Source organism: Paracoccus onchidii, assembly GCF_028294535.1.
Lineage (GTDB): Bacteria > Pseudomonadota > Alphaproteobacteria > Rhodobacterales > Rhodobacteraceae > Paracoccus > Paracoccus onchidii.
Genome location: NZ_JAQBIE010000008.1, coordinates 68,285 through 92,120 on the forward strand (window position 1 = coordinate 68,285; position 23,836 = coordinate 92,120).

Annotated in this window: 21 protein-coding genes; 14 read left to right on the forward strand and 7 right to left on the reverse strand. The window is 62.2% G+C overall.

The features are described from left to right. Positions 1 to 263 precede the first annotated feature (263 nt). The 3 genes from PAF17_RS07310 (at position 264) to PAF17_RS07320 (ending at position 3,378) form a co-directional block, all read left to right on the forward strand. Positions 264 to 1,244 carry a taurine ABC transporter substrate-binding protein gene (locus tag PAF17_RS07310; RefSeq protein ID WP_271888445.1) on the forward strand — a complete coding sequence of 327 codons (981 nt, stop codon included), beginning with the start codon at positions 264 to 266 and terminating at the stop codon, positions 1,242 to 1,244. 69 nt (positions 1,245 to 1,313) lie between these two features. After that, on the forward strand, positions 1,314 to 2,114 hold the full coding sequence (locus PAF17_RS07315; RefSeq protein ID WP_271888446.1) for a taurine ABC transporter ATP-binding protein: 801 nt from the start codon (positions 1,314 to 1,316) through the stop codon (positions 2,112 to 2,114). Positions 2,115 to 2,124: 10 nt separating this feature from the next. Next, on the forward strand, positions 2,125 to 3,378 hold the full coding sequence (locus tag PAF17_RS07320; RefSeq protein WP_271888564.1) for an ABC transporter permease: 1,254 nt from the start codon (positions 2,125 to 2,127) through the stop codon (positions 3,376 to 3,378). Positions 3,379 to 3,441: 63 nt separating this feature from the next. Here PAF17_RS07320 and PAF17_RS07325 read toward each other — a convergent pair whose 3' ends face one another. The 4 genes from PAF17_RS07325 to PAF17_RS07340 form a co-directional block, all read right to left on the reverse strand. Further along, on the reverse strand, positions 3,442 to 4,173 hold the full coding sequence (locus tag PAF17_RS07325; RefSeq protein WP_271888447.1) for a sulfite exporter TauE/SafE family protein: 732 nt from the start codon (positions 4,171 to 4,173) through the stop codon (positions 3,442 to 3,444). Beyond that, on the reverse strand, positions 4,173 to 5,663 hold the full coding sequence (locus tag PAF17_RS07330) for an aldehyde dehydrogenase family protein (protein WP_271888448.1): 1,491 nt from the start codon (positions 5,661 to 5,663) through the stop codon (positions 4,173 to 4,175). Before PAF17_RS07330 ends, PAF17_RS07325 begins: the two co-directional genes overlap by 1 nt. Before the next feature lie 111 nt (positions 5,664 to 5,774). Continuing rightward, positions 5,775 to 6,494 (reverse strand): LrgB family protein, encoded by a 720-nt coding sequence (locus PAF17_RS07335; protein ID WP_271888449.1) that lies wholly within the window; start codon positions 6,492 to 6,494, stop codon positions 5,775 to 5,777. Next, the gene (locus PAF17_RS07340) at positions 6,487 to 6,840 is read right to left on the reverse strand and encodes a CidA/LrgA family protein (protein ID WP_271888450.1); all 354 of its coding nucleotides are present in this window, start codon (positions 6,838 to 6,840) and stop codon (positions 6,487 to 6,489) included. The genes PAF17_RS07335 and PAF17_RS07340 overlap by 8 nt, the downstream gene beginning before the upstream one ends. Positions 6,841 to 7,006: 166 nt before the next feature. Here PAF17_RS07340 and PAF17_RS07345 point away from each other — a divergent pair, with 166 nt between their 5' ends. The 3 genes from PAF17_RS07345 (at position 7,007) to PAF17_RS07355 (ending at position 10,188) form a co-directional block, all read left to right on the forward strand. Beyond that, complete coding sequence (locus PAF17_RS07345; protein ID WP_271888451.1) at positions 7,007 to 7,522, forward strand: YHS domain-containing (seleno)protein; 516 nt, start codon at positions 7,007 to 7,009, stop codon at positions 7,520 to 7,522. A gap of 71 nt (positions 7,523 to 7,593) precedes the next feature. Continuing rightward, the gene (locus PAF17_RS07350; protein WP_271888452.1) at positions 7,594 to 8,958 is read left to right on the forward strand and encodes a tetratricopeptide repeat protein; all 1,365 of its coding nucleotides are present in this window, start codon (positions 7,594 to 7,596) and stop codon (positions 8,956 to 8,958) included. Between the two features lie 39 nt (positions 8,959 to 8,997). Next, entirely contained in the window at positions 8,998 to 10,188 is a 1,191-nt protein-coding gene (locus PAF17_RS07355) for an OpgC family protein (RefSeq protein WP_271888453.1), read from the forward strand. Positions 10,189 to 10,212: 24 nt separating this feature from the next. Here PAF17_RS07355 and PAF17_RS07360 read toward each other — a convergent pair whose 3' ends face one another. After that, positions 10,213 to 11,424, reverse strand: coding sequence for a CaiB/BaiF CoA transferase family protein (locus tag PAF17_RS07360; RefSeq protein WP_271888454.1), 1,212 nt, complete (start codon positions 11,422 to 11,424; stop codon positions 10,213 to 10,215). Positions 11,425 to 11,434: 10 nt separating this feature from the next. After that, complete coding sequence (locus tag PAF17_RS07365) at positions 11,435 to 13,069, reverse strand: thiamine pyrophosphate-binding protein (RefSeq protein ID WP_271888565.1); 1,635 nt, start codon at positions 13,067 to 13,069, stop codon at positions 11,435 to 11,437. A 178-nt stretch (positions 13,070 to 13,247) separates the two neighbouring features. Here PAF17_RS07365 and PAF17_RS07370 point away from each other — a divergent pair, with 178 nt between their 5' ends. Next, a complete protein-coding gene (locus PAF17_RS07370) occupies positions 13,248 to 13,754 on the forward strand; it encodes a hypothetical protein (RefSeq protein ID WP_271888455.1) in 507 nt (168 codons plus the stop codon). Positions 13,755 to 13,766: 12 nt separating this feature from the next. Here PAF17_RS07370 and PAF17_RS07375 read toward each other — a convergent pair whose 3' ends face one another. Then, positions 13,767 to 14,780, reverse strand: a complete 1,014-nt coding sequence (locus PAF17_RS07375) for a LacI family DNA-binding transcriptional regulator (RefSeq protein WP_271888456.1) — start codon at positions 14,778 to 14,780, stop codon at positions 13,767 to 13,769. A gap of 184 nt (positions 14,781 to 14,964) precedes the next feature. Between PAF17_RS07375 and iolG the strand changes: the two genes are divergently transcribed. From iolG to iolE, 7 genes are all read left to right on the forward strand, one after another. After that, entirely contained in the window at positions 14,965 to 15,957 is a 993-nt protein-coding gene (gene iolG, locus PAF17_RS07380) for an inositol 2-dehydrogenase (RefSeq protein ID WP_271888457.1), read from the forward strand. Between the two features lie 127 nt (positions 15,958 to 16,084). Beyond that, positions 16,085 to 17,005: a sugar ABC transporter substrate-binding protein gene (locus PAF17_RS07385; protein WP_271888458.1), complete on the forward strand. Its 921-nt coding sequence runs from the start codon at positions 16,085 to 16,087 to the stop codon at positions 17,003 to 17,005. A 58-nt stretch (positions 17,006 to 17,063) separates the two neighbouring features. Beyond that, positions 17,064 to 18,170 (forward strand): ABC transporter permease, encoded by a 1,107-nt coding sequence (locus PAF17_RS07390; RefSeq protein ID WP_271888459.1) that lies wholly within the window; start codon positions 17,064 to 17,066, stop codon positions 18,168 to 18,170. Between the two features lies 1 nt (position 18,171). Beyond that, the gene (locus tag PAF17_RS07395; RefSeq protein ID WP_271888460.1) at positions 18,172 to 18,951 is read left to right on the forward strand and encodes an ATP-binding cassette domain-containing protein; all 780 of its coding nucleotides are present in this window, start codon (positions 18,172 to 18,174) and stop codon (positions 18,949 to 18,951) included. Between the two features lie 105 nt (positions 18,952 to 19,056). Continuing rightward, positions 19,057 to 20,964, forward strand: a complete 1,908-nt coding sequence (locus PAF17_RS07400) for a bifunctional 5-dehydro-2-deoxygluconokinase/5-dehydro-2-deoxyphosphogluconate aldolase (protein WP_271888461.1) — start codon at positions 19,057 to 19,059, stop codon at positions 20,962 to 20,964. Between the two features lie 88 nt (positions 20,965 to 21,052). Then, positions 21,053 to 22,885, forward strand: a complete 1,833-nt coding sequence (gene iolD, locus PAF17_RS07405; protein ID WP_271888462.1) for a 3D-(3,5/4)-trihydroxycyclohexane-1,2-dione acylhydrolase (decyclizing) — start codon at positions 21,053 to 21,055, stop codon at positions 22,883 to 22,885. Positions 22,886 to 22,930: 45 nt separating this feature from the next. Further along, the gene (gene iolE, locus PAF17_RS07410) at positions 22,931 to 23,827 is read left to right on the forward strand and encodes a myo-inosose-2 dehydratase (protein ID WP_271888463.1); all 897 of its coding nucleotides are present in this window, start codon (positions 22,931 to 22,933) and stop codon (positions 23,825 to 23,827) included. The last annotated feature ends 9 nt before the right edge of the window (positions 23,828 to 23,836 follow it).

Consider the following 23,836-nt stretch of genomic DNA (forward strand, 5'->3'; position numbering starts at 1 on the left):
GTCGTTCTCCATCGGGGCAAAGGGAATCGCACGGCGGCAAAGGGTTTTGCGACTGCGCGTCTGGCCTGACATTGTGCCCAAACTTGCGGCAGGTGTAGGGCCAGAACATTCCAACAGATAGGTCCAGCTTCATCGCCGTATTGAGCCAGCTTTCGCGATCTTTCTTCATCTGTTCATGGGATGCCCGAAACCGGCATTCAGACTGACAACAGGGAAAAGCATCGCGGCCCCAGGCCGCCACAGATCCGTTCAGGAGACCGAAGATGAGAAAATTCGCCACGATGATATCCGCAAGCGCCATGGCCCTGACCGCAGGTATGGCGGTCGCACAGGACCTTACGGTCGGGTATTTTCTTGAATGGCCGATGCCGTTTCTGGCGGCCAAGGCTGACGGGGCCTATGACGCGGCGCTTGGCATGAAGGTCAACTGGGTCGCCTTTGAAACCGGCACGGCAATGTCGGCGGCGATGGCGTCCGGTGATGTGCAGATTTCGATCTCGCAAGGGGTGCCGCCCTTCGTGGTCGCGGCATCCGCAGGGCAGGCCTTGCAGGTGCTGGATGTCGCGGTCAGCTATTCCGAGAATGACAATTGTGTCGTCGCCACCGCGCTGGAAATCGACAAGGACAGCGCCGGGGAGTTGGCCGGCAAGAAGGTCGCCGTGCCGATGGGAACCGCGGCGCATTACGGGTTCCTGCGCCAAATGGCGCATTTCAAGGTGGACCCCGCCTCGTTGACCATTGTCGACATGGCACCGACGGATGGCGCGGCTGCCCTGGCGCAGGGCGAGGTTGATTTCGCTTGCGGTTATGGCGGAGGTCTGGCGCGGATGAAGGAACATGGAAATGTTCTGCTGACCGGTGCGGAAAAGGAAGAACTGGGCATCCTGGTCTTCGATGTTACGTCCGCACCTGCCGATTTCGTGGTCGAGAACGAAGAGCTTGTTTCCGATTTTCTTGCAGTGACCGCGGCGGTGAATGCCGAATGGAACGCCGAACATTCGCCCGAGATGCTGGCCAAGATCGCCGCTGAATCGGGAATGCCGGTTGATGCGGCAGAGGCATCGATCAGCACGTTCGCGTTCCTGCCCGTCGAAGAACAGCTGTCGCCCAAATGGCTTGGCGGCAACGCGCAAAGCTTCATGAAAGGGGTCGCCGATGTGTTCGTCGAGGCCGGCAGCATCGGCAAGGCGCTGGACAGCTATGAGGCGGCGGTGAACACCGGCCCCCTGGCCGCGGCCCAGTGATCCCGAATCGACAGGCCGTGCGCAGCGCCCGGCCTGTTTCATGAAATCCAGCAATCAGGGAAACGGTTCATGGCTTTTCTCAGCATCGACAACCTGTCCATGCGATTTGATCTGCCCAAGGGTGGGCATGTGCAGGCACTGGAGGATGTATCGCTTGATATCGGCAAGGGCGAATTGCTGTCCGTGCTGGGGCCTTCGGGCTGCGGCAAATCGACCTTGCTCAACATTCTGGCCGGTTTCCTGGCCCCCACTGCGGGGCAGGTCACGCTGGACGGAACCCCGGTGTCAGGACCAGGCCCCGAACGCGGCATGGTGTTTCAGAAGGGGGCGTTGTTTGAATGGATGAATGTTCGCAAGAACGTCGAATTCGGTCCACGCATGAAGGGCATGAACGAAACCGATCGCAACACCATAGTTGAAAACCTGCTGGATACCGTGGGACTGGGGGCCTTCAAGTCAAAGGCAGTCTACGAACTGTCCGGCGGCATGCAGCAGCGCGTTGCGTTGGCCCGATGCCTAGCCAATGACCCGGATGTGATCTTGATGGACGAGCCGCTTGGCGCGCTTGACGCGCTGACGCGCGAAAAGATGCAGGGCCTTGTGCTGAAGCTGTGGAAAGAGACGGGCAAGACCATCATCCTGATCACCCACTCGGTCGACGAAGCCCTGTTGTTGGGTGAGCGCCTGCTGGTGATGGCCCCCCGTCCGGGCCGCATTCACAAGGAATACCGCCTGCCATTCGCCGATCACGCGGTTGGTGCGGATTTGCGATCAATCAAGGAAGACCCTGCCTTTGGCGCGACCAAGAACGAGATTCTGGGAATGATCTGGGAGATGGAAGAAGAAATCATGAGCGGGGCAGAGAACTGAGATGACGGGTCTGATCATACTTGCCGTCTATGCGGCCCTGTTTACCGGGGCATTCATGGCTGTGTCGCTGGTGCGGGCATCGATGGCCAGAAGCACTGATTTCACCTCGCTCAAGACCGTGACGTTTGGTGATGAAAGCGCCGTCCGGCCCGACCGGTGGGCATCTGTCATTTCTGTGGTGGTCGTGTTTCTTGTCTGGGGTGCGTTCACCGGATCCCGTCTGGTGCCGTTGCATGTGCCCGGCCCGTATACGGGCGCGACATCCTTTACCTATACCGCGACCGCCCCTGATGGCGCCACGGCTGACGCGACGGTCACGGTGATTGTGCATGAAAACGGGGCCGAGGTCAGTGAACCGGAACCCGCACCATCATCCGGTTTTGCGGCCAATGACAGCGCAACGGTTGCTGCCTGGCGTTCGGTGCTGATCAGTGCGCAGCGCAATGATGGCGAAGGCGCCCGGATCACCGCAGTCGAAGGCACCCCCATTGCGCCGGGTCAGACGGTCGCGGTGCCGGATGGATCGGTGACGATGACGGCCAAGGGTTCGCTCAATTTTTCGCCGGACAAGGGCTTGCAGATGGAGCCGATCTGGATGCCATCGCCCGAAGCTGTTGTTGCCCGGTTGTTCGAGATTGCGAAGGACGGGTATCAGAACGTTGCGCTTGCCGAACATGTCGGCTGGTCACTTTGGCGCGTGATTGCAGGTTTCGTGCTGGGGTCGCTGATCGGGATTCCGCTGGGATATGCAATGGGCCTGTCTGGCTGGGCGCGCGGCTGGTTTGATCCGATCGTGGAGTTCATGCGTCCGGTGCCGCCTCTGGCATTGATCCCGCTGGTCATCATCTGGTTCGGGATCGGCGAGAACGGCAAGATCGTGTTGCTGTTCCTGGCGGCGCTGTGGGTGATGATCATTTCGGCCAGGGCCGGGGTTTCGGGGGTGAATATCACCAAGGTTCACGCGGCCTATTCGCTGGGTGCGTCGAAATGGCAGGTGTTGCGTCATGTGATCGTGCCGAACTCGCTGCCCGAAATCTTTACCGGCGCGCGGGTTGCAATGGGCGTGTGCTGGGGCACCGTGGTCGCAGCCGAGCTGGTGGCGGCGGAAAAGGGTGCGGGCAAGATGATCGTCGCGGCGTCCAAGTTTCAGGCCACCGACATTGTCATCATGGGTATCGTGCTGATCGGCCTGATCGGCTTTGGCATCGATATCCTGATGCGCAAGGCAGAAAACTGGCTGGTGCCCTGGAAGGGCCGGTCCTGAGCCTTGCCGCAGTTGCGGAAAACGCCGCCCCTCGGGTCGGCGTTTTGCTGTTGCAGGGGATCGTCAGATCAGGCCCGCGATCCCCTTGGCACCGGTCAATGCGGCGGACAGGAACAGCACGGCAAGGGCTGCAACCCTGTAATGCCCATCGCCAAGGCGTTGAAACAGGCGCGTTCCCATCCAGTTTCCAAACAGCATCGATGGGTATGCGGCCAGGGCGGAAACCCCGATGCCCCAATCGACGACTTCGGATTCCAGCGCCAGTGCAGCAAGGGCGATCGATGCCGTGAAGGCAAAGAACAGCAACAGGGACGCGCGGCTGACCGATTTTTCGGTGCCCCGTCCAAGAAAGTAGGCTACGGCTGGCGGGCCCGGCATTGCGGCCAGCCCCCCCAGCAGCCCCGCCAGCGCACCCGCGGTCACGGCGGGTGCTTTGCCATCGCGTATGGTGACCCTGGCCATCAGCGCGGCAAGTCCCATCAGCACAATTGCCGCAATCGCCAGCCGCAGCGCATCGGCCGGCAGTCGTGTCGCGAAAACGGCGCCGATTGGCGCGAAGACAAGCGCCCCACCACAAAGCCGCCCCAAGGCCCTGCGATCCACGCTGCGACGGTTTTGCAGGAAATCGGTCGGGGCAGCCGCGATTTGCAGAATCTGCGCGACGACGATGGCTTGCAGTGGTGCCATTGTCAGGCTGTAAAGCGGAACGGCGGCAAGGGCGAAACCGAAACCGGTCACGCCCCGCAAAAAGCCCGCCGCCAGGGTGGCGGCAGACAAGACCAGAATGTCATGCATCAGTCGAAATTCATCACGATGGTCTTGGACCGTGTGAAATGTTCCAGCATCGCCTCGAGCGAGGCTTCCTTGCCAAGACCTGATCGTCCGAACCCGCCATAGCTGACATTTGGCTGGATGGTCAGGTTCTGGTTCACCTGCACATAACCCGCGTCAAGCCGGGATGTGCTGTCCAGCGCGGTTTGCAGGCTGCGTGTCCAGACCGAGGCAGCCAGCCCGTAATGGGTGCTGTTGGCAAGGCTGATGACTTTCTCGTAGTCGCTCCACCCCTGTACGACGGCAACCGGTCCGAAGATTTCCTCCATCACGCAAGGGTGGTCATCGGGCAGGCCGGTCAGGATCGTCGGCTGCAGGAACAGGTCGGGCGACAGGCCCGCGTCCTGCGGCAGCGTGCCGAAGCGGATGACTTTCGCGCCGGGTGTGGTTTCGGCCCCGGCGACATAGGCTTTGATCGTGTCCGCCTGACGTGCATTGATGATCGTGCCGATATCTGTTGCTTCATCCAGGGGATCGCCGATGACCAACCGGTTCAGCGCATCCCCCAACTGATCCATGAAGGGGGCGATCAGGCTGTCATGAACATAGATGCGGCTTGCGGCGGTGCAGCTTTGACCCTGACGGGTAAAGCGCATGCCCGAAATCGCTCCGGCAACCGCCTTGTCCAGATCGGCATCTTCGCAAATGATCATGGGGGATTTCCCGCCCAGTTCCAGCGATACAGGGATGATGCGCGCCGCCCCGACCTTGTAGATCGTTTCGCCGACGGCCTCGGATCCGGTAAAGGTGATCTTTGCGATGTCGGGATGGCCCGTCAGCGCATTCCCGCAGATCGCGCCGGTGCCATTCACGATGTTCAGCACGCCTGCCGGCAGATGGGCCATCATGATTTCGGCCATCAGAAAGGTTGCAAACGGCGCTTCCTCGGATGACTTGACCACGACCGAATTGCCCGCAACCAACGCCGGCCCGACCTTCAGCGCAAACAGCACCAGCGGCACGTTCCACGGAACGATCGCGGCGACCACCCCCAGGGGCTCGCGTGTGGTCATCGTCAGCATGCGCGGATTATAGGGCACGGTCTGGCCCTTCAGTTCGGACCCGAGGCCGCCGTAAAACTCCATGATATCCGCTGCGACCGCGACCTCGCCCCGGCATTCGGTGCGAATGGCCTTGCCGGTTTCACGGGCCAGAACCTGAGCGATCAGTTCGGCATGTTCGGCCACGGCGCGGGCTGCGGCGGCGACGCGTTTGCCGCGTTCGCGCGCGGGAAGGCTGGCCCATTCGGTCTGTGCGGCCTTGGCCGACCGGATCGCGCCTGCCGTTTCATCGGCATCGCTTGCGGCGGCGCGCCCCAGAACCAGACCCGTGGCCGGATTGATCACGTCCAGACCCGCGCGGGCCGGCACCCGCTTGCCATCTATCAGATTGACCTCGCGATAGGTTTCAAACACCTCGTCCGGCGCGGTCTGGATTTGGTTCTGTGTCGTCATGTTCAGGCCCTTGACCAAAGGAAATCGGCAAGATGGGTATAGTCGCGCGACCGCATTGGACGTTAGGGCCAGAGCTGTTCTTTTATAGGGCCAGATCTGGCGGTATTGCGCCTAGCCGAGCAGCCAAGAGACAATGATCGGCACCAGCAAGCTGGTCATCAGGGCATTCAGGGCCATTGCGATTCCGGCGAAGGCACCTGCGGTCTCGTTGACCTGGAACGCCCGCGCCGTGCCGATCCCATGTGCCGCGACCCCAACGGCAAAGCCACGCGCACGCCAGTCACGGATCCTCAGCAGGTTCATCAGTGGTGTGACGGTGATCGCCCCGATGATGCCGGTCAGGATGACCAGCACTGCGGTCAGCGAGGGCAGGCCGCCCAGGGCTTCGGAAATGGCGATGGCAACCGGTGCCGTTGTCGATTTCGGACTGATCGAGATGACCACATTTTCCGGCAGGCCGACGGCTTGTGCCAATAAGACCGCTGAAATTGCGGCCACCGCCGAACCGACAAGCAGCGCGGCCAGTATCGGGGCCGCAAGCCGGCGAATGGCCGCAAGGTTCGAATGCAGCGGAACGGCCAGCGCCACGGTTGCGGGTCCAAGCAGGAAATGGATGAACTGGGCGCCGTCAAAGTAATCAGCATAAGGGGTGCCGGTTGTCCATAAAATGGCCGACATGGCGCATACCGCGATCAGCACCGGATTGGCCAGCGCCGGACGCCCCAACCGTGCGGCCAGGCTGTCCGAACCCATATAGACCAGCAGGGTGCAGCTTAGCCACCACAGCGGTGCACGGGACAGATAGCTCCAGATTTCCACGGGATCATTCATGGCCGTTTCCCGTCCAGCGCAGGACCAGCAGGAATGTCGCCACCGTCGCCGCCAAGGCGATGACGGTGCTGACCAGCAGCACCAAGGTCAATGCGCCCCAGTTTTCCGACAGCGTGTCGATGCTGGCGATCACGCCGACGCCGGCGGGAACGAACAGAAGCGACAGATGTGACAGGATCACGCGTGAAACCGGTTCGACCCGCTGCTTGACCGCAGGTCTGGCGGTGAATGTCAGCGCCAGTAGGGCAAGGCCGATCACCGGGCCCGGCACGGGCAAGGAAAACGACCGTGCGATGACCTCTCCGACCAGCTGGAAGACAAACAAGATCGCGACGGGTGCAAGCATGGCTTTGGCTTTCGTGGTTTGTCGCGCAATACGTCAGGGCTGGTCGGTGGGCAAGCAGACGGGGTGTCACACGGCGTAATCACGAGTTTGTTATCTTGCGCCGTAACTGTAACGTCGTCTCATGTGCCTGCGAAACGCATGTCATGGATCATGCTGGAGGTTAACGATGTTCCGAATGGCGATCGCCGCAACGGCGCTGTCTCTTACGCTGGCGACCGGTGGGTTCGCGGGCGAGCAATATGTCGATGGCACCGGATATGCGGTGTCGGGATATGATGTGGTGTCGTATTTCGATCTGCCGCAAGCATCTGTGGGCGAGGCTCAGCCCGCGCCGCTGAAGGGCAAGGCGGATTACACGGCTGAATATAATGGCGCGCGGTTTGCGTTCGCTTCGGCCGAAAATCGCGACCGGTTCCTGGATGATCCGGCGGCATTCGCGCCGCAATATGATGGTCATTGCGCCTATGGTGTCGCCAAGGGCGGCAAGGTGCCGGGCAATCCGAACCTGTGGCGGATCGTCGATGACAAGCTGTATCTCAACATCACCCGCAATGTTGTCGGATTCTGGGAAGAGGACATTCCCGGAAATATCGATCTGGCGGAACAGAATTGGGATGGGATTGAACCCGACGCCGCGTCGGACCGCAAGATCCCGGATTTCACGGCGACCACCCCGAACTGAGATCGGTGACAACCCCCGACCGCGATCCTGCGGGCGGGGTCGGCAGATTTTGACGCCAAAGGGAATTTTCAATGAAGAATGACATCTGTGACGGCAGCGTTAGTATCACCGATCCAATCGCATTGGAGGACTGGAATGCCATGATCAGGGCGTTTCTGGCGCATGGTAGCCAGACTCCGACATATCTGGCGGCGGTATTGAAGCGCGAGCCCGGCTTTGCCATGGGCCATGCGGCACGCGGGTTGTTCACGTTGATGTTGGCACGGCGGGAACTGCAAGACGTGGCCGCCGCAGCGCTGAAAGATGCGGAAACGGCGCTGTCCCAGGGGCATTCAAGCCTGCGCGAACAGCTTTGGTGCCGGGCCTTGGCGGCATGGCTGGCGGGGCGCCCATCCGGGGCGGTCGCCTTGGTCGAAGAGGTGCTGGTCCACAATCCGCGCGATACGTTTTCGGCCAAGCTGTCCCATGCGATCCGGTTCATGATGGGGGATCGGCACGGGATGCGGCGCTCTGTCGAAAGGTTGCTGAGCGCGCATGAAGAAAACCACCCAATGCGCGGATTTCTGTTGGGATGTCATGCGTTTACACTGGAAGAAACAGGCGAATACGCGCGCGCTGAACAGGCCGGTCTGGAAGGTTTGTCCCTTGCGCCCGATGATGCCTGGGGGTTGCACGCGGTTGCGCATGTCTATGACATGACGCATCAACCCGACCGGGGAATCGCGCTGATCGACGACAATGGCGGCAGCTGGCTGCATTGCAATAATTTTCGCTATCACGTGTGGTGGCACAAGGCGCTGCTGCATCTTGACCGGCACGAAACCGACCATGTGCTGGCGCTGTATGACAACGAGATCCGCCACGATCGCACCGACGATTTCCGCGATTTCTCGAATGCCAGTTCCTTGCTGATGCGCCTTGAACTGGAGGGCGTCGATGTCGGAGGTCGTTGGGAAGAACTGGCCGAACTGGCAGAAAGCCGGTCCGGGGATGCCTGTCTGGCTTTTGCCGATCTGCATTACATGCTGGCCCTTGTGCGGCGTGGTCGACAGGATGCGGCGCAGGCCATGTTGGCGCGGTTTCACCGTGACTCGGCGGCTCCGGAAACCGAAAGCCTCCGGATATTGGCCGAGCCGGGCCTGATCGCGGCCGAGGGCTTGGCGGCCTATGGCGAAGGTCAGTATGGGGCAGCCTTTCGCAACCTTGCGCTGGCGCAACCCCGCATGCAATCTGTGGGCGGAAGCCATGCACAGCGTGACGTATTCGAGCGCATCACCATCGACGCCGGAATGCGTGCGGGATATCTGGCGGAAACCGAGGCCCTGATCCGCAAGAGAACAGCGAAACGGGGCGGATTCGAGGATAGCTTTGCCGCTATACGACTGCAACAACTCAGCGCGGCACGGGCATCGATGCATCACGTCGCCGCGCCTTGAGGTAACAGGACCAGATCCCGAATGACAATGGTGCAACCGATGTCCGATTCCGGCCACCAGACAACGGCTGGCGCCCGCGCTTCCGCCGTTTCTGCGATGCGCGACCCACGTCTGGATTTCTTTCGCGGCGTGAACATGTTCATCATCCTGATCGCCCATGTGCCGGGAAACTGGTTGACCCGATGGATCCCGGCGCGGTTCGGGTTTTCCGACGCGACCGAGGCCTTTGTCTTTTGTTCCGGTGCCGCCTCGGCGATTGCTTTCGGCAAGGTGTTCAGCCAGCGTGGCTGGGGGCTTGGGACGGCGCGGGTCGGTTTTCGGATGTGGCAGGTTTACTGGGCCCATATCGGTTTGTTCGTGGCCATTGCGGCCACGATGGCGCTGTTGAACGGCAGCGGGCTATTCGCCAAGGATTATATCGGTTCACTGAACCTGCACCCGTTCTTCAATGATCCGCAGACCAACCTGCCGGCGCTGCTGGGGTTGGTCTATGTGCCCAATTATTTTGACATCCTGCCGATGTATCTGGTGTTGCTGGCACTGATGCCGGTGGTCATCGGTCTTGGCCAGATGTCGCGCTGGCTGGCGTTGCTGCTTGTGGTCGGGCTGTGGCTGACGGCCAATCTTCTGGATGTCGGTTTTCCCGCCGAACCCTGGTCCCAACGGGAATGGTTCTTCAACCCGCTTGGCTGGCAACTGATCTTTTTCACCGGGTTTGCCTTTTCGGCCGGCTGGATTCCCGCCCCCCCGGTTGATCGCCGACTGGTCGTTCTGGCCGCCGCCATCGTCCTGTTGACGGTGCCGCTGGCCTATTTCCGTGTAATCAACGCGGTGCCCGAAATCAGCGCCTGGCGGTCCGAATGGCGCTTTCTGTTCCAGAAGTCCGATTTCGGTATCTTGCGGTATGTCCATTTTCTGGCTGTGGCCTATCTGGCCTGGGTCGCCGCAGGCGTTGCCGGGCATCGGTTGCTGCCGCCCGAAGGGCAGGGCGCGCTCACCCTGGTCTGGCGGCGCTGTCTTGCGATGATCATGAAGGTCGGCCAACAATCACTGGCGGTTTTCATCGCCTCGATGTTCATGGCACGGCTGATGGGCGTTGCGCTGGACCAATTGGGGCGCAGCCATGGCACGATGCTGGGCGTGAACGCGGCGGGCATCGCATTGTTGATCGGCGTGGCCTATCTGGCGGGCTGGTTCAAGTCACATCCATGGCGCAAGCGGGCGGCCTAGCTGCCGCCGGCTTGGGCGGGGATATCAGGATCCCTTGGTGGACCCGTCCTGTTCCAGCATATCGCGCACCATGTCGGTATCGGCCCCGAACCGGGGCGGGGGACGCCGGTATTGCACCGGTGTGCGCGACAATTTCAACGGGTTGCCCAGCAGGCGCACATGCCCCGCGGCAGTTTCCGGTGCCTCGATGTCCACGGTCATTGCGCGGGCATGCGCCTGATCCGAATTCAGGGCCTGTTCGACATCGTTGATCGGACCGACCGGCACCTTGACGGATTCGAGCTGCGCGACCGTCCAATCGACAGGTCGGGCCGCCACAAGCGGGCGCAAGATTGCGATCAGCGCATCCCTGTTGGCCAGTCTTGCCGAATTGGTCGCGTAGGCCGGATCCGTGGCAAGATGCGCTGCGTCAAACACATCGCAGAAACGTGCGAATTGCGCATCATTGCCGACGGCCACGATGACATGTCCGTCCCAGGCCTCGAACACCTCGTAGGGAACGATATTGGGATGGGCATTGCCCCGTCGTTGCGGGGGCACGCCGCTGGTCAGGAAATTCGTGCCTTCATTGATCAGCCAGGACATTTGCGTGTCGACCAGCGACAGGTCGATATGTTGACCTTCGCCCGTACGGTCGCGATGGCGCAACGCCGCCAGAATGCCGACGCTGGCATACATGCCGCACATCACGTCCGCGATGCCGACGCCAACCTTCATCGGTGGTCCGTCAGGCGCGCCGGTCAGGCTCATGATGCCGCCATATCCCTGCGCCATGAGGTCATAGCCCGGTTTGTCACGATTTGGCCCCTGCTGCCCGAAGCCGGAAATCGAACAATAGACAAGGCCCGGATGTCGTGACAGCAGCGTTTCGTGGTCGAGTCCGAACTTCACCAATCCGCCGGGCTTGTAATTTTCGATCACGACATCGGCGCGGGCGGCCAGTGCCGTGACCAGATCACGGCCTTCCTCGGTGCCAAGATCGGCGGCGACGGATTGCTTGTTGCGATTGGCGGACATGAAATAAGCACTGAGGTCACCCCGGTCGCCATCCGCCAACGCTGCATAGGGTGGCCCCCAACCGCGGGTGTCGTCGCCGCCGGTGCGCGGGTTCTCGATCTTGATGACGGTGGCCCCGAGGTCGCCCAGAAGTTGCGTCGCCGTAGGTCCGGCCAGGATCCGGCTGAGATCCAGCACAACCAACCCGTCCAGCGCCATCGCCGTTGTCTTGTCCTGCATGCCCGTCCCCTTAAATGCGCCCGTCATAGGCCTGACGATCGATAATGGCGGCTATGACGGAAAAACTTTTTTCGATCATAGCCGCCTTCAGCGCCGCTGCCAGCTCGGTGCGATTTCTTACCGTATGGCCTGCGCCACCAAAAGCCCGCCCTATGGCCGCAATGTCGGGCCCGGCGAAATCCACCCCGCAAGAAGGCAGCCCCATCTGCCTTTGTTTGAGATCAATCAAGGCCAGGCTGGTATCGACAAAGACGACGAAGATCGGCGCGGTTTGCTGTTCGGCTGCGGTCGCCAGTTCGCCCGCGACCATCAGAAACCCCGCATCGCCGGAAAAGGACACGACCTGTCTTTCGGGCGCCGCAAGCGCAGCCCCTATGGCCAGTGGAACCGCGCATCCCATTGTGCAAAGCCCCGAAGACTGCATCAGGCCGCGCGGTTCGGTGCAGCGCCACATCTGCGACAACAGGATGCGATGCGCACCACTGTCCGCCGTGGCCAGGGTGCCTTCCGGAAGCGTTGTCATGCAGGTGTCGATCACCGCTGCGGGGCCCCAGTCTTCATCTGTCGGAAAGGCCGCGGTCAGGGCCTGCCGGGTCGTCGCGATTTCTGCGTCGGTCCATGTCGCGTTCGGCGTTGCGCCAAGTGCCAGCGCCGCAAGGGCAGGGCCGCAATCGCTTAGAAAATTCACGCTGGCCTGATGCATGTAATGATGGTTGGGTGCGGCGGTGATGTCGATCACATGGGTCTTGTCCGGGTGCCACGGGTCTTGCCATCCGCTGCGCATTTCAATCGGGTCATAGCCGACGCAGATGATCAGATCCGCCTGTCCCAGAAACGGCAACAGCACACGATCGGCCTTTGGCGACAACCCGGCCGCGCCCAGGGCAAGCGGGTGGTCCTCGGGGATCACTCCCTTGGCCTTGTATGTGGTTATGACGGGCAGGCCAAAGGTTTCCGCGAAATCGAGGATTTCGGGGCCGGCACCTTGGTTCATGGCGTCAAGGCCGACCACCATCACCGGGCGTCGTGCCTGCCTCAGCCAGCGCCGCGCCTTGTTCAGCTGTCCGGATTCGGCGGGTTGCAGGGGGGCGGCCGGCGGTCGCCGTGGCATTGCGATATCTGCGGCCGGCGCATTGGCCGTATTGATCGGGATGTCGATATGCACCGGGCCGGGTCGACCTTCGGTGGCGATAGCTATCGCCTTGTCGGCCAAGGTTGAGGCGGAACCGGCCGAGAAGGTGAAACCGGCCTTGGTGATGGGTTGGAACAGCGCGCGCTGATCCATCACTTGATGGGTATAGGTTGCTGCGACATCGGCGTCGATTGCACCGGTCAGCACGATCATCGGAACCCGATCCTGATGGGCATTCTCGACCGCGTTCACCACGTTCAAGGCGCCGGGGCCGACGGTTGTCACGACAAGGGCAGGCGCGCCGGTGCGGTGATAGACCCCTTCGGCCATGAAGCCCGCTGCATTTTCGTGACGCACCAGAACGAAGGCGATTCCGGCGCGCCGGAGCGCATCGATCAGGTCCAGCACCTCGCCGCCGGGCATTCCGAAGGCATATCGACAGCCCGCTTCATACAGGCGCCTTGCCACAACATCAGCGGCAGTCGGGAAGGAAAGGGTTTCGTCACGCGTCATGCAATCGGTCCAGTTCGTCATCCGGTTCCAGGTCAGTTCTTCCATTCGCAGCCGAGGTCATGTTTCTTTCATTCGTAACATCACAAACCCGTGAGTGGGGCCGGAAAGCGTAACATTGCGATCGGTTCGACAGAATTGGAACAGGTAACTGCCAAGATCAATCACATGGGTTCACGAGATGTCCGATTTGAATACTGCTTTGCCTGACGTAAACGGGGCAACCCGCCGGTTGAATGCCGAGACGCTGAAAGCCATTGTCATCAGTGGTGCGGTTGGAACTGTCAGCTTTGATCTGTGGGGACAGGCAATCAGCCCGATGCTGGGTTTCGCAAATCTTGCGCCCGTCGGCCTGGCGCGTTCCCTGTTGGGTGCCCTTGGCCTGCCAAATGGTGCGCCGGCCGGAAACCTGATGCACTATTTTCTTGTCGGCCTGCTGGCTTACCCGATCGGGTGGTTGTTTCTTTTCCGACCTGCCCAACAAAGGTTGCTGCCTTCGATGCCGGCTTTGCTGTCGGCGGTTCTTTACGGCATCGCCTTGTGGGTTTTTGCCATCGGCGGCGTCACGGCGGTTGCGGGGCTGAAATTCTTTTTGGGCTTCAAGGGCATAACCTGGGTCGCGTTGGTCGGTCATGTGTTTTATGCGGTGGCGGCGGCCCTGACCTTTGACCATCTGGCAAGGCGGTGACGGGCGCACGGGTCAGGCGCTGTCCCGTATGACCAGTTGTCCCAGGAATTTGCGGTCAAGATCCGTGCTGTCCGTGCTTTCCAGAACATCAACCAGATAGTTCGCCATTTCTGTCAGGGGTTGTCGGTATGTTGTCAGCCGATAGTTCGGGCTGGCGGCCTGAGGCACATCGTCAAAACCGACGACCGCGATGTCATCCGGCACTTTCAGGCCGAATTCGTGCCTGATCGTGTCCATGACCCCCAATGCCAATGCGTCATTTTCGCAAACGATGACATCGGGCATGTTCCCAGGCTTTCGCGCCCGGAGCGTGGCCTGCGTGATCTGGGCCGAAAGCAGCGGATCATATCGCGGGACTGAAACACTTTCGGGGGCATGTCCGAAGCGATCCTGCCAAGCCGCCGCAAAGGTTTCCTTGCGCAGCAGATGTGCCGAAACCGTATGCGGCCCGGCAATATACAACGGGCGGCGATAGCCCCGGTCAATGACATATTGCGCGATTTCGCGTGTCGCGGCCTCGTCATCGACGGCAATCGAGATCGTGTCGGGGTTCAGCGATGTTCGTGCGAAAATGATCAGCTTCTTGAACCGTCTCGCGCCATGTGCCGCGTTCAGCACATCATCGTTGAACTGGATCCCGATAAGGATGGTCGCATCGACGCGTCGTTGACTGGCATTCAACAGGGCCGGCGTCGTGTCGTCGCGGTCAAGCGTGTTCACCAGAAGCGTATCCCAGCCGCGACTGCGCAATGCGCGCGTCAGGCGTTCCAGCATGACCAGCTTGTGCGGATTGGCGAAATCATCCACCAACAAGGCCACAAGATTGGATCGCGCCGAAGCCAGCGCGGCGGCGCTGAGGTCCGGAACATAGCCTAGGGCTTCGGCGGCCGTCATGACCTTGGCGCGCGTCTTGGGTGAAATCGAAGCATCTTTCTTGAACGCGCGATTCACGGTCCAGCGCGACACACCCGCCGCAGTTGCGACATCATCTGCGGTGACGTTGTCAGGATATTCGGTCTTCGCCACGTTCCTATGCCTCGTCATTGCCGGGCCTGGGTCCGGTGCGTTGTCTTTGCCCCGAGCATAGCGGCCGGCGACGGGAATTGCACGAGTTTTGCACGCGGGTGCAGAAAGTTCTTGCACGCGAGTGCAAAAGCTGTAATTAACCTGTCGAGCCGCAAGGGAATTGCCGCAGATTCGGGAGGATGGAATGCTCAGGGTTGGGTTGTTGGGGGCCGGCAGGATCGGACAGGTTCATGCGGTCGGCATTGCGGGGAACGCGCGGTCGTCTTTGGTTGCCGTCTCGGATGTCCATACGGAATCGGCGCAGAAACTGGCTGCTGCTTATGGCGCGCAAGCGCGCAGTTCAGATGACATCCTGGCTGATCCCGAAATTGATGCCGTGTTGATTGCCACCTCGACCGATACCCATTCCGACCTGATCGAAGCCGCCGCCAAGGCGGGCAAGGCGGTTCTGTGCGAAAAGCCGGTCGATCTGTCGCTGGAACGTGCGCAGCAATGTCTGAAAGCCGTCGAAGGCACAGGCAAGCCGGTGATGATCGGTTTCAACCGCCGTTTCGATCCGAATTTCGCCGCGCTCAAGGCCTCGTTGCAGAAGGGGCAGATCGGCAAGGCCGAATTGCTGGCCGTGACATCGTTCGATCCGGCGCCGCCGCCGGTGTCCTATATCAAGGTGTCGGGCGGGCTGTTCCGCGACATGATGATCCATGATTTCGACATGGCGAATTTCCTGATGGGCGAGGCGCCGGTGACGGTTCGCGCCGTCGGTAGCAGCATCGTCGATCCCGAAATCGGTGCTGCGGGCGATGTCGATACCGCCGTCGTGACGCTGACCTATGCCGATGGTCGCATCGCGGTCATCAAGAACAGCCGCCGCGCGGTTTACGGCTATGACCAGCGGGTCGAATTGCTGGGCTCGGACGGGTTGCTGCAGGCGGGCAACATGCTGGAAAACACGGTCGTGCGGTCCACCGTCGATGGCGTGGTATCGGGTAAGCCCACCTATTTCTTCCTTGAACGCTACATGCCCGCCTATGCGGCGGAATGGCAGGCCTTCGTGGATGCCGTGCTGGACGGGGCGAAGATGCCCGTGACGCTGCAGGACGGCATCGCCGCGCTGGCCATGGCCGAGGCCGCGACCGAATCCGCAAGGACCGGGCAGGCCGTGGATCTGAAAGGATAAGGCACAGGGACCCGCCCGGCCAGAGGAGAGGGCGGGGCGGGTCCGACGATATCCGGCACGGTGAATGGCCGGACAGCAGACGGGTTCATCAGGCCCGCTGCCAATCACCCCAAAGGGAGGACTTGGAATGAAGAAGCTTCTTGCATCGGTTGCGACCGTCGCCACGCTGACGGCGCTGCCCGTCGCCGCCGCAGACATCATCGTCGTGGCCCATGGTCAGGCGAATGACCCGTTCTGGTCGGTCGTGAAGAACGGCGTGGCCAAGGCCGGCGAGGACACCGGCGCCAATGTCGAGTTCCGCTCGCCCGAGACATTCGACATGGTCCAGATGAGCCAGCTGATCGACGCCGCCGTGAACCAGGAACCCGATGGGCTGGTCGTGTCGATCCCGGATGCAGACGCGCTTGGGCCGTCGATCCAGCGCGCGGTCGAGGCGGGCATTCCCGTCATCTCGATGAATTCGGGATCCGATGTCGCCAAGGATCTGGGCGCGCTGCTGCATGTCGGCCAGTCGGAATTCGACGCGGGCAAGGCTGCGGGTGAAAAGCTGGCCGAGATGGGCGGCACCAAGGGCATCTGCGTCAATCAGGAGGTCGGCAACGTCTCGCTTGACCTGCGCTGTGACGGCTTTGCCGAAGGGTTCGGTCAGGAAGTCACCGTCATCCCCACCATGAACGATCCGACCGAAGTGCAGTCCAAGGTCCGCGCCGCGCTGGAATCCGATCCCGATGTGGACACGGTCCTGGGTCTGGGCGCCTCGCTTGTCGGGGAACCCGCCGTCGAGGCCGTGAAGGCGGTCGGGCGCGAGGATGTGCTGGTCGCCAGTTTCGATCTGTCGGCGGGCTTTCTGCAATCGGTGGCCGATGGCGATGCGGCCTTTGCCATCGACCAGCAGCAATTCCTGCAGGGCTATCTGCCGGTCGTCTTTCTGGCGTTGAATGCTGAATACGGCCTGGTGCCGGGTGGCGATGTTCCCTCGGGTCCGAATCTGGTGACCCAGGAAGCAGCCGCCCAGGTGATCGACCTGTCGGCACAGGGCATCCGCTGATCCCTGCATAGCGGGGTCGCGCGCCACGGCGCGGCCCCATTCCAAACCGGAGGAAACCATGTCTGCAGAGAATCTCTCGCAGCAGGATGAGCGTATTCGCGCGGAATCCCTTGCGACCAAACTGATGAAGAAGCCGGAACTGGGGGCGATCGGCGGCGTGGTGTTGGTGACGCTGTTCTTTCTGGCCACCGCCGACAGTGCCATGTTCACCCTGTCCGGCATCATGAACTTCATGACCCCGGCGGCGCAGCTGGGCATCCTTGGGATCGCGGCGGCAATGCTGATGATCGGCGGCGAATTCGATCTGTCCATCGGGTCGATGGTTGCCTTTGCGGGCATGGTGTTCGGTGTCTTTACCGTCAATCTGGGCCTGCCGCTGATCTTCGCGATCCCGCTGACCATGGCTTTCGCGGCCCTGATCGGGGCGCTGAACGGGGCGATCGTGCTGCGCACCGGGTTGCCATCCTTCATCGTGACGCTGGCGGGCCTGTTCATCCTGCGCGGTGCCTCGCTGGTCGGGCTGAAGCTGTTCACCGGCGGATCGACCCAGCTGCGCGGCGTGCGCGACGCGGTCGAGGGGGATTTCCTGGCCCCGCTGTTTTCCGGCGATGCCTTCACCGGGCTGTTCGGCTGGCTTGCCAGTATCGGCGTGATCGACAGCTTCAAGTCCGGCACCCCGAAAGTGCCCGGCATTCCGGTCGAAATCCTGTGGTTCGTGGCCATCGCGCTGGTGGCGACCTATATTCTGGTCCGCACGCCGGTCGGCAACTGGGTCTTTGCCACGGGCGGCGATACCAATGCGGCCAAGAATTCGGGCGTGCCGGTGCGCGGCGTCAAGATCTCGCTGTTCATGCTGACGGCCTGCGCGGCCTCGCTGGTGGCGATCATCACCGTCATCGACGCCGGGTCGACCGATGCCCGCCGTGGCTTCATGAAGGAATTCGAGGCGATCATCACCGCCGTGATCGGGGGCTGCCTGCTGACTGGGGGCTATGGGTCGGCCATCGGGGCGTTCTTCGGTGCGATCATCTTCGGCATGGTCACCATCGGCCTGACCTATACCGATTTCGATCAGGACTGGTTCCAGATCTTCCTGGGCGGGATGCTGCTGTTGGCCGTTGTCTTCAACAATGTGATCCGCAAGCGCGTGACGGGAGAGCGTTAAGATGACCCAACCGATCATCCATATGGAAAGCATCAAGAAGCATTTCGGCAATGTCATCGCGCTGAACGGTGTGACCTTCGACGTGACCCCCGGCGAATGCCATTGCCTTCTGGGCGACAATGGCGCGGGCAAATCCACCTTCATCAAGACCATGTCGGGCGTTCACAAGCCGACTGCGGGCGAGATCTTCTTCGAAGGCAAACCCCTGTCCTTCGACAGCCCGCGCGAGGCGATGGAGGCCGGGATCGCCACGGTGTTCCAGGATCTGGCGATGATCCCGCTGATGTCGGTGACGCGCAATTTCTTCATGGGGCGCGAGCCGACAAAGGGGCGCGGTCTGACCAAGCGGCTGGATATCGACCGCGCCAACGAGATCACGATGGAAGAGATGCGCAAGATGGGCATCAATCTGCGTGCGCCCGATCAGGCGGTGGGCACGCTGTCGGGGGGCGAACGTCAGACCGTCGCCATCGCCCGCGCGGTCTATTTCGGCGCGAAGGTGCTGATCCTTGACGAACCGACCAGCGCGCTTGGCGTGCGCCAGACCTCGAATGTGCTGTCGACCATCGCGCGGGTGCGCGAACAGGGTGTGGGCGTCGTCTTCATCAGCCACAATGTCCGTCACGCCATGGCCGTGGGCGACCGTTTCACGGTGCTGAACCGCGGGCAGACCCTTGGCACCGCCGTGAAGGGGGAAATTACCTCGGCCGAGTTGCAGGACCTGATGGCCGGTGGCCAGGAACTGGCCCAGCTTGAAGGCTCGCTTGGCGGTACGATCTGAATGACGGGGAGGGCCTCGCGTCCTGCCTTTCGGTCGGCCTTGCGGGGCGGGACCATCAATATTGCCGGGTGATGGGCGCGGCAGTCAGCAAGCGGAACGCAGGATATGAAGAAACTGGATGTGATCACGATCGGCCGGTCATCGGTTGATCTGTACGGTCAGCAGGTCGGCGGACGGCTGGAGGATATGGGTTCGTTCGCGAAATATATCGGCGGCAGCCCGACGAATATCGCCTGCGGGACGGCGCGGCTGGGGCTGCGTTCGGCCGTGATCACGCGGGTCGGCGACGAACATATGGGCCGCTTCATCCGCGAGCAGCTGGCCCGCGAGGGGGTCGAGACCACGGGCGTCGCGACCGATCCCGAACGCCTGACCGCGCTGGTCCTGCTGGGCATCCGCGACGAGGATCAGTTCCCGCTGATCTTCTATCGCGAGAACTGCGCCGATATGGCGCTGTCGCCAGACGATATCGACGAGGGCTTCATTGCCCAAGCCCGCAGCGTTCTGGCGACTGGCACCCATCTGAGCCATCCGCAGACCGAGGCCGCCGTGCTGAAGGCGCTGGAACTGGCGCGCAGGCACGGCGCGCGCACCGCGCTGGACATCGACTATCGCCCGAACCTGTGGGGCGTCGCGGGTCATGGCGACGGCGAGAGCCGCTTTGTCGAAAGCGCCGCCGTCACCGCCAAGCTGCAGGGCACGCTGCATCTGTTCGACCTGATCGTCGGCACCGAAGAGGAATTCCACATCGCCGGCGGCACCACCGACACGGTCGCGGCACTGCGCGCGATCCGCGCGCTGTCAAAGGCGACGCTGGTCTGCAAGCGCGGCGCGAAGGGGGCCGTGGCCTTTACCGGCGATATCCCCGACAGCCTTGACGACGGCGAGACCGGTCCCGGCTTCCCGATCGAGGTGTTCAACGTGCTGGGCGCGGGCGACGGGTTCTTCTCGGGGCTGATGAAGGGCTGGTTGGAGGATGCCGACTGGCCGACCGCGCTGAAATATGCCAATGCTTGCGGGGCCTTCGCCGTCAGCCGCCACGGCTGCACTCCGGCCTATCCCAGCCTTGCGGAACTGGATTTCTTCCTGGAGCGCGGTGTCGTCCGCCCCGATCTGCGCAACGATCCCGAACTGGAACAGATCCACTGGTCCACGACCCGCGCCAGCCGCAATGCCGGCGACTGGTCCGAGATGCGCGTCTTTGCCTTCGACCACCGCCTGCAACTGGAAGAGATGCCCGGTTACGACCTTGCCAAGGGTGCGCGGTTCAAGGAGCTGTGCCTGGATGCGGCGCTGCGCGTCGCAGATGGCGGTTCGGGATACGGGATCCTGTGCGACAACCGTATCGGCCGCAGCGCCCTGCACCGTGCCAGCGGCAGCGGGCTGTGGATCGGGCGCCCCTGCGAATGGCCGGGATCGCGTCCCTTGCAGCTGGAACCCGAACTGGGCAGCGATTGCGGCACGCTGGTCGAATGGGCCCGCGAGAACGTCATCAAGGTTCTGTGCTTCTGCCACCCCGACGACGATGCCGAGACCCGCGCCGCGCAAGAGGCCACGGTCAGGCGCCTGTTCGAGGCCGGTCGCCGCAATCAGCTGGAATTCCTGCTGGAGGTGATCCCCTCGAAGGTCGGCCCGGTCGACGACACCACCACCGCCACGCTGATCCGCCAGTTCTATGCCGCGGGCGTTTATCCGGACTGGTGGAAGCTGGAGCCGATGAAGACCCGCGCGGGCTGGCAGAACGCCATCGCCGCCATCGAGGATCACGACCGCCATACGCGCGGCATCGTGGTGCTGGGCCTCGACGCCCCCGAAGCCGAATTGCAGGCCAGCTTCGAGGTCGCCGCCGGTTTCGACCTTGTGCGCGGCTTCGCCGTCGGGCGCACGATCTTTGGTGCGGTCGCCCGAAGCTGGTTCCAGGGACAGATTGCGGATGACGAGGCGGTATCGGACATGGCGCGCCGTTATGCAAAGCTGTGCCGGATTTGGGACGCGGCGCGGATCGCGACCTAGGCGTAGGGGAAGGGGGCCAGCCCCCATCGCCTGACGGCGATTCCCCGGGGGTGTTTTGGCGAAGAAGAAAAGCCGGGAGTGAGAGTTCATGGATAAGACAGTTCGGTTAACGGCGGCGCAGGCGATGACGCGCTGGTTGTCGGTGCAGATGACCGAAGAGGACGCACGCTTTATTGAAGGTGTCTGGGCGATCTTCGGGCACGGCAACGTTGCCGGTTTCGGCGAGGCGTTGCAGGGCATGGGCGATGCACTGCCGACCTGGCGCGGGCAGAATGAACAGACCATGGCCCATGCCGCCATCGCCTTTGCCAAGGGGCATGCGCGGCGGCGGGCGCAGGCGGTGACCACCTCGATCGGGCCGGGGGCGACGAATGTGGTGACGGCGGCGGCTTTGGCGCATGTGAACCGTTTGCCCCTGTTGATCATTGCCGGTGATGTCTTTGCCAATCGCCGCCCGGATCCGGTCTTGCAGCAGATCGAGGATTTCGATGATGGAACGGTCAGTGCGAATGACTGTTTCCGCCCGGTCAGCCGCTATTTCGACCGCATCACCCGGCCCGAACATCTGCTGAGCGCCCTGCCGCGCGCGTTGCGGGTGATGACCGATCCGGCGAATTGCGGACCTGTCACGCTGGCCTTTTGCCAGGATGTGCAAGCCGAGGCCTTTGATTGGCCTGAAAGCTTTTTTGCGCCGCGTGTCTGGCGTATCCGGCGACCTGAGCCCGATGCGCAGGAACTGGTCGAGGTGGCGGATCAGATCCGCGCGGCCAAGGCGCCCGTGATCGTCGCGGGGGGCGGGGTAATCCATTCCGGTGCCGAACAGGCACTGGCGGATTTTGCGACCCGTCACAATATTCCGGTCATCGAAACCCAGGCCGGGAAATCGGCACTGGCGCAGACCCATCCGATGAATTTCGGCGCGGCGGGTGTCGATGGATCGGCGGCGGCCAATGCCGCAGCCGGGGCCGCGGATCTGGTCATTGCGGTCGGGACGCGATTGCAGGATTTCACCACCGGATCGCGCACGCTGTTCGGGGACGCAAGGATCGTGGCGATCAATGTGCAGGCCTATGACGCGGCCAAGCATGGCGCGACCAGCCTTGTCGCCGATGCGCGTGTCGCGTTGGCGCGGCTGACCGGACTGTTGGACGGCTATCGTGCGATGTCGGCGGATGCCGAGGCGCGGGCGGCATGGCTGCGGGCCGTCGATGCCCATTGCGCGGCACCGGGGGCGGGCAATGATCTGCCGACCGATGCACAGGTCATTGGTGCCGTGCAGCGGGCGACGGGGCAGGACGCCATCGCCATGTGCGCGGCAGGCACGATGCCCGGCGCGCTGAAACTGCTGTGGCAGCCCAGCCAGGGCGGCTATCACATGGAATATGGTTTCAGTTGCATGGGATATGAAATCGCGGGCGCGATGGGGCTGAAACTGGCCCGGCCCGATCGCGAGGTGATCTGCTTTGTCGGCGATGGCAGTTACATGATGGCCAATAGCGAGTTGGCCACGGCGGTGATGCGGCGCGTGCCCTTTACCGTCGTGCTGACCGACAATCGCGGCTACGGCTGTATCAACCGGCTGCAACAGGGCTGTGGCGGCGAGGAATTCAACAATCTCTACAAGGATTGCAATGTCGAGGCGCAGCCGCAGATCGACTATGTCGCCCATGCCGGCAGCATGGGGGCGCATGCGGTCAAGGCGGCCAGCATCGCCGATCTGGAGGCGCAGATCGTCGCCGCGCGTGGCCGCGACATCCCGACCGTGATCGTCATCGACACGACGCCGGTGCCGGGTCCCGGCTTTGGCGATGCCGGCCATTGGTGGGACGTGGCCGTCCCTGCGGTGGGCCGCAGCGACAAGCTGCAACAGGCGCATGCCGCCTATCTGAACAATCTGGCGCGTCAGCGCCTTGTGAACTGATTTCGCGGACCGGCCCCGCCCGATCCCATCCCCGGAGAGATGACGATGATCCAGTTTGGCACCAACCCGATTGCCTGGGCCAATGATGACGACCAGAGCCTTGGCGCAGATATCCCGACCGAGCGTATCCTGGAGGAAGCAGGCCGCCTGATCGGCTTTGACGGAATCGAGAACGGTCACCGGTGGCCGCAGGACGATCCGCAGGCGCTGATGGAGCTGCTGGGCGGCTATGGGCTGACCTTCGTGTCGGGCTGGCATTCGATGAATGTGCTGGCCCATTCGGTCGAACAGGAAAAACAGGCGATCCAGCCGCATCTGGACAAGCTGAAGCATAATGGCTGCAAGGTCTGCATCGCCTGCGAAACCTCGAACAGCATTCAGGGGCAGGACCTGCCGCTGAGCGCGCGCCCGGTTCTGGATGCGCAGGGCATGAAGGATTTCGGCGCAAAGGTCGAAGAAATTGCGCAATATTGCGCCGATCAGGGGATCGCGCTGGTCTATCATCACCACATGGGCACTGTCGTGCAGTCGCCCGAGGATATCGATGCCTTCATGGCCGCGACAGGCCCGGCGACCAAACTGCTGTTCGATGCGGGGCATTGCTATTTCGGCGGCGGCGATCCGGCCGCGATTCTGGCGCGCCATGTCAGCCGCGTCGGGCATTTCCACGCCAAGAATGTCCGCCCCGCAATCCGTGCGCAAGTCGAGGCGAACGGCCTGTCCTTTATGGATGGCGTGCGTTCAGGCGTCTTCACCGTGCCGGGCGATCAGGAGGGCGGCGTCGATTTCGAACCGTTGCTGCGGATCCTGAAGGGCCATGGCTATGAGGGCTGGATCGTGATCGAGGCGGAACAGGACCCCGATCAGCGCAATCCCTTGCTGTATCAGACACTTGGACTGCATACATTAAAGCGTATCGCCCGCGAAGCCGGTCTTGTTTGAAAGGAAATC

Excerpts from the sequence above, each read along its gene's own strand:
- PAF17_RS07310 (WP_271888445.1), top strand. The coding sequence starts at position 264 with ATGAGAAAATTCGCCACGATGATATCCGCAAGCGCCATGGCCCTGACC.
- PAF17_RS07315 (WP_271888446.1), top strand. The coding sequence starts at position 1,314 with ATGGCTTTTCTCAGCATCGACAACCTGTCCATGCGATTTGATCTGCCC.
- PAF17_RS07325 (WP_271888447.1), bottom strand. The coding sequence starts at position 4,173 with ATGCATGACATTCTGGTCTTGTCTGCCGCCACCCTGGCGGCGGGCTTT.
- PAF17_RS07330 (WP_271888448.1), bottom strand. The coding sequence starts at position 5,663 with ATGACGACACAGAACCAAATCCAGACCGCGCCGGACGAGGTGTTTGAA.
- PAF17_RS07335 (WP_271888449.1), bottom strand. The coding sequence starts at position 6,494 with ATGAATGATCCCGTGGAAATCTGGAGCTATCTGTCCCGTGCACCGCTG.
- PAF17_RS07340 (WP_271888450.1), bottom strand. The coding sequence starts at position 6,840 with ATGCTTGCACCCGTCGCGATCTTGTTTGTCTTCCAGCTGGTCGGAGAG.
- PAF17_RS07345 (WP_271888451.1), top strand. The coding sequence starts at position 7,007 with ATGTTCCGAATGGCGATCGCCGCAACGGCGCTGTCTCTTACGCTGGCG.
- PAF17_RS07350 (WP_271888452.1), top strand. The coding sequence starts at position 7,594 with ATGAAGAATGACATCTGTGACGGCAGCGTTAGTATCACCGATCCAATC.
- PAF17_RS07355 (WP_271888453.1), top strand. The coding sequence starts at position 8,998 with ATGTCCGATTCCGGCCACCAGACAACGGCTGGCGCCCGCGCTTCCGCC.
- PAF17_RS07360 (WP_271888454.1), bottom strand. The coding sequence starts at position 11,424 with ATGCAGGACAAGACAACGGCGATGGCGCTGGACGGGTTGGTTGTGCTG.
- PAF17_RS07365 (WP_271888565.1), bottom strand. The coding sequence starts at position 13,069 with ATGACGCGTGACGAAACCCTTTCCTTCCCGACTGCCGCTGATGTTGTG.
- PAF17_RS07370 (WP_271888455.1), top strand. The coding sequence starts at position 13,248 with ATGTCCGATTTGAATACTGCTTTGCCTGACGTAAACGGGGCAACCCGC.
- iolG (WP_271888457.1), top strand. The coding sequence starts at position 14,965 with ATGCTCAGGGTTGGGTTGTTGGGGGCCGGCAGGATCGGACAGGTTCAT.
- PAF17_RS07385 (WP_271888458.1), top strand. The coding sequence starts at position 16,085 with ATGAAGAAGCTTCTTGCATCGGTTGCGACCGTCGCCACGCTGACGGCG.
- PAF17_RS07390 (WP_271888459.1), top strand. The coding sequence starts at position 17,064 with ATGTCTGCAGAGAATCTCTCGCAGCAGGATGAGCGTATTCGCGCGGAA.
- PAF17_RS07395 (WP_271888460.1), top strand. The coding sequence starts at position 18,172 with ATGACCCAACCGATCATCCATATGGAAAGCATCAAGAAGCATTTCGGC.
- PAF17_RS07400 (WP_271888461.1), top strand. The coding sequence starts at position 19,057 with ATGAAGAAACTGGATGTGATCACGATCGGCCGGTCATCGGTTGATCTG.
- iolD (WP_271888462.1), top strand. The coding sequence starts at position 21,053 with ATGGATAAGACAGTTCGGTTAACGGCGGCGCAGGCGATGACGCGCTGG.
- iolE (WP_271888463.1), top strand. The coding sequence starts at position 22,931 with ATGATCCAGTTTGGCACCAACCCGATTGCCTGGGCCAATGATGACGAC.